General features: G+C 31.3%; 8 protein-coding genes. 5 read left to right on the forward strand and 3 right to left on the reverse strand.

Annotated features, from left to right (window positions below):
* Nucleotides 1-42: 42 nt before the first annotated feature.
* Complete coding sequence (locus QZZ53_RS16045) at nucleotides 43-942, reverse strand: hypothetical protein (protein ID WP_296386567.1); 900 nt, start codon at nucleotides 940-942, stop codon at nucleotides 43-45.
* Nucleotides 943-1075: 133 nt separating this feature from the next.
* On the opposite strand from QZZ53_RS16045, the gene QZZ53_RS16050 reads away from it, so the two are divergent.
* From QZZ53_RS16050 to QZZ53_RS16065, 4 genes are all read left to right on the forward strand, one after another.
* Nucleotides 1076-2659, forward strand: a complete 1584-nt coding sequence (locus QZZ53_RS16050; RefSeq protein WP_296386568.1) for a VWA domain-containing protein — start codon at nucleotides 1076-1078, stop codon at nucleotides 2657-2659.
* Nucleotides 2660-2811: 152 nt separating this feature from the next.
* Nucleotides 2812-3411 carry a SprT-like domain-containing protein gene (locus tag QZZ53_RS16055; protein ID WP_296386570.1) on the forward strand — a complete coding sequence of 200 codons (600 nt, stop codon included), beginning with the start codon at nucleotides 2812-2814 and terminating at the stop codon, nucleotides 3409-3411.
* Complete coding sequence (locus QZZ53_RS16060; RefSeq protein WP_296386573.1) at nucleotides 3408-4490, forward strand: mannose-1-phosphate guanylyltransferase; 1083 nt, start codon at nucleotides 3408-3410, stop codon at nucleotides 4488-4490. Before QZZ53_RS16055 ends, QZZ53_RS16060 begins: the two co-directional genes overlap by 4 nt.
* A 5-nt stretch (nucleotides 4491-4495) precedes the next feature.
* The gene (locus QZZ53_RS16065; RefSeq protein ID WP_296386575.1) at nucleotides 4496-5980 is read left to right on the forward strand and encodes a DUF389 domain-containing protein; all 1485 of its coding nucleotides are present in this window, start codon (nucleotides 4496-4498) and stop codon (nucleotides 5978-5980) included.
* On the opposite strand, the gene QZZ53_RS16070 is transcribed toward QZZ53_RS16065, so the two are convergent.
* Both QZZ53_RS16070 and QZZ53_RS16075 read right to left on the reverse strand, forming a co-directional pair.
* Nucleotides 5981-6748, reverse strand: coding sequence for an ATP-binding cassette domain-containing protein (locus QZZ53_RS16070; RefSeq protein WP_296386577.1), 768 nt, complete (start codon nucleotides 6746-6748; stop codon nucleotides 5981-5983).
* Complete coding sequence (locus QZZ53_RS16075) at nucleotides 6748-7485, reverse strand: ABC transporter permease (protein WP_296386579.1); 738 nt, start codon at nucleotides 7483-7485, stop codon at nucleotides 6748-6750. Before QZZ53_RS16075 ends, QZZ53_RS16070 begins: the two co-directional genes overlap by 1 nt.
* Nucleotides 7486-7586: 101 nt before the next feature.
* Here QZZ53_RS16075 and QZZ53_RS16080 point away from each other — a divergent pair.
* Nucleotides 7587-7877: alkaline phosphatase family protein (locus QZZ53_RS16080; RefSeq protein WP_296386580.1), on the forward strand; the 291-nt coding region annotated here is incomplete at its 3' end.

The raw sequence follows: 7877 nt of genomic DNA on the forward strand, positions 1-7877 counted from the left end.
CTAATAAATATGAGTAGAATATGTTTTATCTTTAAATTCATCTTAATGAATTACAAATTTTAGTTTCACAATTTTGCCATTAACTTCAATTTTATCCAAAATTTCCATACCCTTTAAACTTCTGGTTGGGATTGTTAATTTCTGAATGAATTCTTGTTTTGTATAGAGTTCAACAGAGTTACTGTTTTTAAATAATTGATATATTTCTGCGTCGTCGTTAAATATAGCATTCAGTTTTTCTCTGTGTTTTTTCCACTCGCTAATATTTTTGTTTGTATAATAGTTGAGCATTAGAGCATAGTCATCCGCTATCAATTTCACTACACTATTTTTATTAGAATCAAATTGTCTTACAATAGTATCTGTTTTATAGTATGGAGATTGAACCACAAATCTAATTTCATTATCAGTTGTTGAATAATTAAAACAACCTAAAGAATCTGAAGTTTTATGAATTGGCGTCTGTCCGTTTTTCAAAATCTTAATATTTAAAATAACACTATTTATAGATTCATTTTTTATGGAGTCATGGAAACAAAAATGATAATCATTTTTAGAATTAATCAAAGAGAATGCTAATAATGCACATGGTGCTAATATCAATAACCATAAATAAGATTTGTATATTTTTTTAGGTTTTGATGCATTTGTTTCTACCTTATATTCAGCTTTAAAAGCACTCCAGTTTTGATAACCTACATAATTACTTAGCAGATTAAGCATATCTATACGTGGTAGCTTTTTGGATTCATTTTTAATGTAGGTGTAAAACCATTTTTCACTTACACGAGCTTTTACTTTATCAAATAGGTCTTCTTGAAATGTAATAATATCCTCTCCTTTCCAATCTTCAATAGTTTGAGATGCGCTATTGCCTTCCAAAAACTTTTGAGTTATGGCTAGTTTTAACTGAGAGAATGTATGTTTTTCTTCTAAATTCAAAATTAATATAAATACCTAGAAACCAATTGTGTAATGTTTGTAAATCATTTACAAATGGTTTACAAGTGTTTTCTATAGGAAAAAAACGATTGTACTATAAGTTTGCCTTTGTAACATTTAAAAATATAAAATTATGAATGTAAAATCGTTTAAATCTAAAATTAAATTTTCTGTTCTATTTGTAGTAGCACTTTTAATAAATGGATGCTATCCTCCAAACAGCAATTCTAAAAATGCTCTTTATGAACTCGATGATATTAAAGTATATGAAGTTGCTACAGATGAAGAAGTAAGAATGGAACATAATACTGAAGGGTATGATAGAATTTACGAAAACGCATTTAAAGATGCACTCCAAAATCCATTGTCTACATTTTCTATAGATGTTGATAATGCTTCATATAGCAATGTAAGGCGGTTTTTGTCTAACAACCAAATGCCACCAAAGGACGCAGTGCGTATAGAAGAAATGATTAATTATTTTGACTATGATTATCCACAACCAACGGATAAACATCCTTTTGCATTTATCAATGAAGTTTCTAGTTGTCCTTGGAATACAAATAACAAACTTGTACATATCGGAATTCAAGGAAAAACTTTAGACTATAACGATTTAAAGTCAAGCAATTTTGTCTTTCTAATTGATGCTTCAGGTTCTATGTCATCTCATGATAAATTACCATTACTAAAGAAAGGTTTAAAACTATTGTTAGATGAATTAAATGAAAATGATAGAGTTGCAATAGTAGCTTATGCTGGTTCTGCGGGTTTGGTGTTGCCATCTACAAAAGCGTCTGATAAAGAAAAGATAGTTGACGCTTTAGATAGAATTGAATCTGGTGGATCAACTGCAGGTGGACAAGGCATACAATTAGCATATAGTATTGCGAAAGAGAATTTAATTGCTAATGGTAACAATAGAGTTATACTAGCAACTGACGGCGATTTTAACGTAGGTGTTTCATCGAGTTCGGAATTAGTAAGGTTAATAGAAGAAAAGCGAAAAGAAGATATTTACCTTACTATTTGTGGTTTTGGAATGGGAAACTATAAAGACGGAAGAATGGAGCAAATAAGTAATGCTGGTAACGGGAATTACTTCTACATAGATAACATTAAAGAGGCCAAGAAAGTTTTTTCTACTGATATGCGAGCGAATATGTTTACGATTGCTAAGGATGTGAAAATTCAAATTGAGTTTAATCCAAATCAGGTTAAAGCTTATCGTTTAATTGGTTATGAAAATAGATTGATGAATAATGAAGATTTTAATGATGATAAAAAGGATGCAGGTGAGTTAGGTGCTGGTCATACAGTTACTGCTTTGTATGAAGTTATTCCTTATGGTTCAAATGATAACATTAGAAAACATGATGCTTTAAAATATCAAAATACAGAAATTGCAAATGCGTCTAATAATGATGAGATACTTACTATAAAGTTTAGATATAAAAGACCTAAGGAAGATGAGAGTATATTAATAACTAAAACAATTATTGATAGAGGTGTTGAGCTAGATCTAACCTCAAATAATTTTAGATTCTCTTCTGCAGTTGCTGGTCTTGGTCTTTTGTTAAGAGATTCAGAATATAAAAGTAATGTGTCTTTTGCTATGATAGAAGAGCTAGCGTTGAGTGCGAAAGGGAATGATACTAACGGTTATAGGCAAGAGTTTATAAATATGATAGAAACGTCAGCTTTACTTTCAAAATAAGAATACTGTTAAGAAGTGAAAATGTCACGATGAGCGTAATCGAAATGCTTTAATAGTTAGTGTTTTTGTTTTTTCGACTATGCTCTAAATGACAGTAATTCATGTTTTTTTTAAAGCTGTTTTCTTTTTCTAAAAGATGTATTTTTACACCAATGCAAACATCACTTTTAGATTTTATTCCTGCCGAAGCACATTTAATGATTAAAACCATATTAGCAAATGATAATCTGGTGGTAAAAGTAAAGAATGAACGCAGGACTAAACATGGTGATTACAGGCAATTGCCAAATGGTAAGCATCAGATTACGGTAAATTCGAACTTAAATGAGTACCGTTTTTTAATTACGCTTATTCACGAAATTGCCCATTTTGAAGCTTACAGTAAATTTGGTCGTTTTATTAAGCCTCATGGAAAAGAGTGGAAACAAACTTTTCAGCATTTAATGCTCCCGTTTCTACGTCCAGAAATATTTCCAATAGAATTATTACCACTTTTAGCAAATCACTTTAAGAATCCAAAAGCATCTAGCGATACAGATGCGAAATTAGCTTTAGCCTTAAAGCAATTTAATGAAGTTAATGATAAGACTTATGTGTTTGAAGTGCCTTTTGGGAAAGACTTTAAGCTATATAATGGAAGGGTTTTTAAACAAGGTAAACAGAGAAGAAAACGTTTTGAATGTGTAGAAGTTAAAACGGGTAAGTTATATTTGTTTAATCCTAATGCAGAAGTTGAATTAATAGAAGAATGAAGAATAAAAATTATTACGCCATACTAATGGCTGGTGGAGTAGGCTCTCGGTTTTGGCCTGTAAGTACTCAAGACTTTCCAAAACAGTTTCACGATATGTTAGGAACTGGAGATACATTGATTCAAAAAACATTTAATCGTTTATCACATCTAATACCAGAAGAAAACATTTTCATTTTAACAAATGAACGTTATAACGATTTAGTATTTGAGCAGTTGCCAAGTGTTACAAAGCGACAAGTAGTCTTAGAACCAGCTATGCGAAATACAGCGCCTTGTATTTTGTATGCATCGCTAAAAATTCATAAGGAAAATGAAAATGCAGTAATGATTGTAGCTCCTAGTGATCACTGGATTGAGGATGAACAATTGTTTTCAGATAATGTAAAAACAGCTTTTGATTATTGTGAATCTAATGATGCGTTAATGACTTTGGGAATTACTCCATCATTTCCTAATACAGGTTATGGTTATATCGAATATGATAAATCAGCAACTACAGAAATCAAATCGGTAAATCAATTCAGAGAAAAACCAGATTATGAAACGGCTAAGTCTTTTATAAATCAAGGTAATTTTTTATGGAATGCTGGTATTTTTATGTGGAGTGCAAAATCGGTTATTTCAGCTTTCAAGAATAATCAACCTGAATTGTTTGAACTCTTTAAAAGTGGTTACAGCACTTATAATACAGAATTCGAGGACGATTTCATTAGAGATAATTATGGGAAAGCTGAAAACATCTCAGTGGATTATGCCTTAATGGAAAAGAGTGAAAATGTTTATGTTATTCCTGCGACTTTCGATTGGAATGACCTTGGAACTTGGGGAAGTCTTTATGATAAATTAGATAAGGATGAAAATGAAAATGCTGTTGTAAACTCTAAGGCTTTATTAGAAGATGCTTCAGGTAATATGATACGCTCAAAAAGTGGTAAGATAGTCGTCGTAGACGGACTAAAAGATTACATCATTGTCGATAAAGACGAAGTTTTACTTATCTTTCCTAAAGCAAAAGAGCAAGATATTAAAAAAGTACTTCAAAATGTGAAAGCTAATTTTGGGGAAGAATATGGTTAATAATTATGAGTGACGAAAGTAAATTCAATTTTTCTGAAGAAGATCAGCAACAGCAAATAGATAAGGATAAAGCTGTTGAAGAAAAAAAGGAAGCCGTAAAGCAAGATGCTAAGGGCTTATTTGCTAGTGTAAAGACTTTTTTAACTGAGCTTTTTGATTTTAAACATGATACAGATAGAGATGCCACTATAGATGCTATTAAAGCAGATATACCATTTAAAGGTGCTACAGCATGGATTTTAATCTGTTCTATTTTTGTAGCCTCTGTTGGTCTTAATGCAAACTCAACGGCTGTAGTCATTGGTGCCATGTTAATTTCACCCTTAATGGGACCAATCTTAGGTGTTGGTATGTCAATAGCACTGAATGATATTGATACACTACGAAAATCGCTAATTAATCTAGCGACAATGATTGTACTGAGTTTATTAACTGCGTTTTTGTTCTTCAGGTTTTTTCCATTGGGTAATCAAGAAACTTCAGAACTTTTAGGAAGGGTTGCGCCAGACATTAGAGACGTATTAATTGCATTTTTTGGAGGTTTAGCTTTAATTATAGCTAGGACTAAAAAAGGAACAATAGCCTCTGTGATTTTTGGTGTAGCTATTGCTACAGCATTGATGCCACCATTATGTACTGCTGGTTATGGCCTAGCTAATGGTAATTGGTCTTATTTTTTAGGAGCCATGAATTTGTTTACCATAAATACCATATTCATTGCATTAGCGACTTTTATCGTGCTTAAGTTACTTAGGTTTCCAATGCTTAAATATGCAAACTCTTCTAAAAGAAAACGTATAGCAAGATTTGCTGCTTTAGTTGCCGTTCTTGTTATGATATACCCTAGTATTACTTTTTACAGAGTACTCATAAAAAGTGGTTTAGTGACTGATTACGAAAATTTTATTAAGAATGAAGTTGAGCCTAACCATGAGTTGTGGCTACAAGATGATATTCCTAATTATGAAGAAAAGAAAATTACACTTTATTTTAATGGTGAAATTGCCGATGCTACAGAAGCAGATTTGCGAAATGAGTTAAAAGGTTATGAAAAGATTAAAGATTTTGAATTAATAATAAGTGGAAATAAGAATAGGAGTATAGATAAAATTTCTGATGCTTATGATAGAGCGATTGTAGAACTTGATAAAAAAGATAATGTTATTTCTGGATTACAAAAAGAAATAAGTGACCTGCAAGAAAATATTTCTGGACTAAATCAACAATTAGAAGCTCAAAGTGCATCTACTGAAATTGCTTTTTCAACCTTAGCTAAAGATGCTAAGATAAGATTCAATGATTTGGAGTATTTTGGATATGCTAAAATGCTCGAGTCTGGGGATTTTATAAAAGTTGATACGATAACAATAGCTAATGTGAAATGGAAATCTACACTTAATGACAGTATCATTGGTGTTAATGAAAGTAATCTTTTGATTTGGCTTAAAGGTGAATTGAAAACAGAAAAAATTAGTATTAAAAGAAATTAATTACTGATTCTCTTCAAGATACATCTTACGGACTTTCTTAAATAAATTAGAAGAGTAAACAAAGTCAGTTACGACTTCATTGTCTGTTCTAAATATAGTTTCATTAGAACCTTCCCAAGCTTTTAAGCCATCTTTAAGAAATACGATTTTTTCGCCGATTTCCATTACAGAATTCATGTCATGAGAGTTAATTACAGTAGTGATATTAAATTCGTCTGTAATTTCTTGTATTAAATTATCTATTACAATAGCTGTTTTGGGATCTAAACCAGAGTTCGGTTCGTCACAAAATAAATACTTAGGATTGTTTACAATTGCTCTCGCAATAGCTACACGTTTTTGCATTCCACCAGAAGCTTCACTTGGTTTTTTATGATGTGCATTTTCAAGATTAACACGTTGTAAAACCACGTTAACTCTATCTTCCATTTCACTCTTACTTTGCTTAGTAAACATTCGTAAAGGAAACATTACATTTTCTGAAATAGTCATAGAATCAAATAAAGCACTTCCTTGAAATACCATGCCTATTTCTGCACGTAGTTCTCGTTTTTCGTCGGCACTTAAGTTACTAAACACTTTTCCATCATAAGAAATAGAACCTTCTTCGTATTCAAATAAACCTAATAGACATTTTAAAAACACGGTTTTACCAGAACCACTTTGTCCAATAATAAGGTTGGTTTTTCCTTTATCAAAACGCGTTGTAATTCCCTTAAGAATATGTGCATCACCAAACGATTTATGTAAGTCTTTAACTTCTATCATTAGCCTAATAATAAACTGGTTAGTAAAAAGTTTAATAGAATAATCATAACACTTGTCCAAACAAAAGATGTTGTACTCGCTTTACCTACTTCTAGTGCTCCACCTTTCATGAAATAACCATAAAAAGATGGAACTGTTGCTAATATAAAGGCAAATACAAAAGTTTTAATAAATGCATATGTGATATGAAATGGTATAAAGTCGGTTTGAATCCCTTCAACATAATCTTCTAGTGTACCATATCCTCCATAAACGCAAGCAGCCATACCACCAAGAACACCAAGAAACATTGCAATAGAAATTATAAAAGGATATAAGGTCAACGCAATAAATTTTGGAAAGACTAAATAGTTAATGGCATTGATTCCCATAACTTCGAGGGCATCAATTTGTTCAGTAACACGCATAGTACCAATACTAGATGTTATGAAAGAACCGACTTTACCAGCCATGATTATAGAAATAAAAGTTGGTGCAAATTCTAAAATAATAGATTGACGTGTTGCGAAACCTACAAGGTATTTCGGAATTAAAGGATTATTTATATTTAAAGATGTTTGGATAGCAACAACACCTCCAACAAAAAATGCAATAAACGCAACAATTCCTAATGAGCCAATAATAAGATCATCAATGTCTTTAAGGATCAAAGTTTTCATCACAGACCATTTTGTGGGTTTGCGAAAAATATCTTTAATCATTATAAAATAAGCGCCAATATTATGAAGGTACTTCATGAACGCTAAAGTATAAAAATCATTAGTAAAATATGGTAAAATTAAATTAAGATATTCTAAAAAGCGTATTTTTGAAGTTGAATTGAAAGACATCTTTACTCATGAAAAAAATCTTCTCTTTAATTACATTTTTATCGCTGGTTTCTGCTTGCGGTTCACAGGATAGGACTTTAACGACTGCAACTGAAACAACTAACATAGAAACGAGCTCTAAGCCAAAGTTGGTTGTCGGTATTGTTGTTGATCAAATGCGTTATGATTATTTAACGCGTTTTGAATCTAAATATGGTGAAGGTGGTTTTAAGCGTATGATGCGAGAAGGTTTTAATTGTAAAAACAATCACTTTAATTATGTGCCAACTTATACTGGTCTTGGACATGCTTCGGTATAT

This window comes from Winogradskyella sp., from assembly GCF_016744625.1.
In the GTDB taxonomy this organism is placed as follows: domain Bacteria; phylum Bacteroidota; class Bacteroidia; order Flavobacteriales; family Flavobacteriaceae; genus Winogradskyella.

Bases quoted from the DNA above. Each gene is read 5' to 3' on its own strand.
- QZZ53_RS16050 (WP_296386568.1), top strand. From the start codon at position 1,076: ATGAATGTAAAATCGTTTAAATCTAAAATTAAATTTTCTGTTCTATTT.
- QZZ53_RS16055 (WP_296386570.1), top strand. From the start codon at position 2,812: ATGCAAACATCACTTTTAGATTTTATTCCTGCCGAAGCACATTTAATG.
- QZZ53_RS16060 (WP_296386573.1), top strand. From the start codon at position 3,408: ATGAAGAATAAAAATTATTACGCCATACTAATGGCTGGTGGAGTAGGC.
- QZZ53_RS16065 (WP_296386575.1), top strand. From the start codon at position 4,496: ATGAGTGACGAAAGTAAATTCAATTTTTCTGAAGAAGATCAGCAACAG.
- QZZ53_RS16070 (WP_296386577.1), bottom strand. From the start codon at position 6,748: ATGATAGAAGTTAAAGACTTACATAAATCGTTTGGTGATGCACATATT.
- QZZ53_RS16075 (WP_296386579.1), bottom strand. From the start codon at position 7,485: ATGAAGTACCTTCATAATATTGGCGCTTATTTTATAATGATTAAAGAT.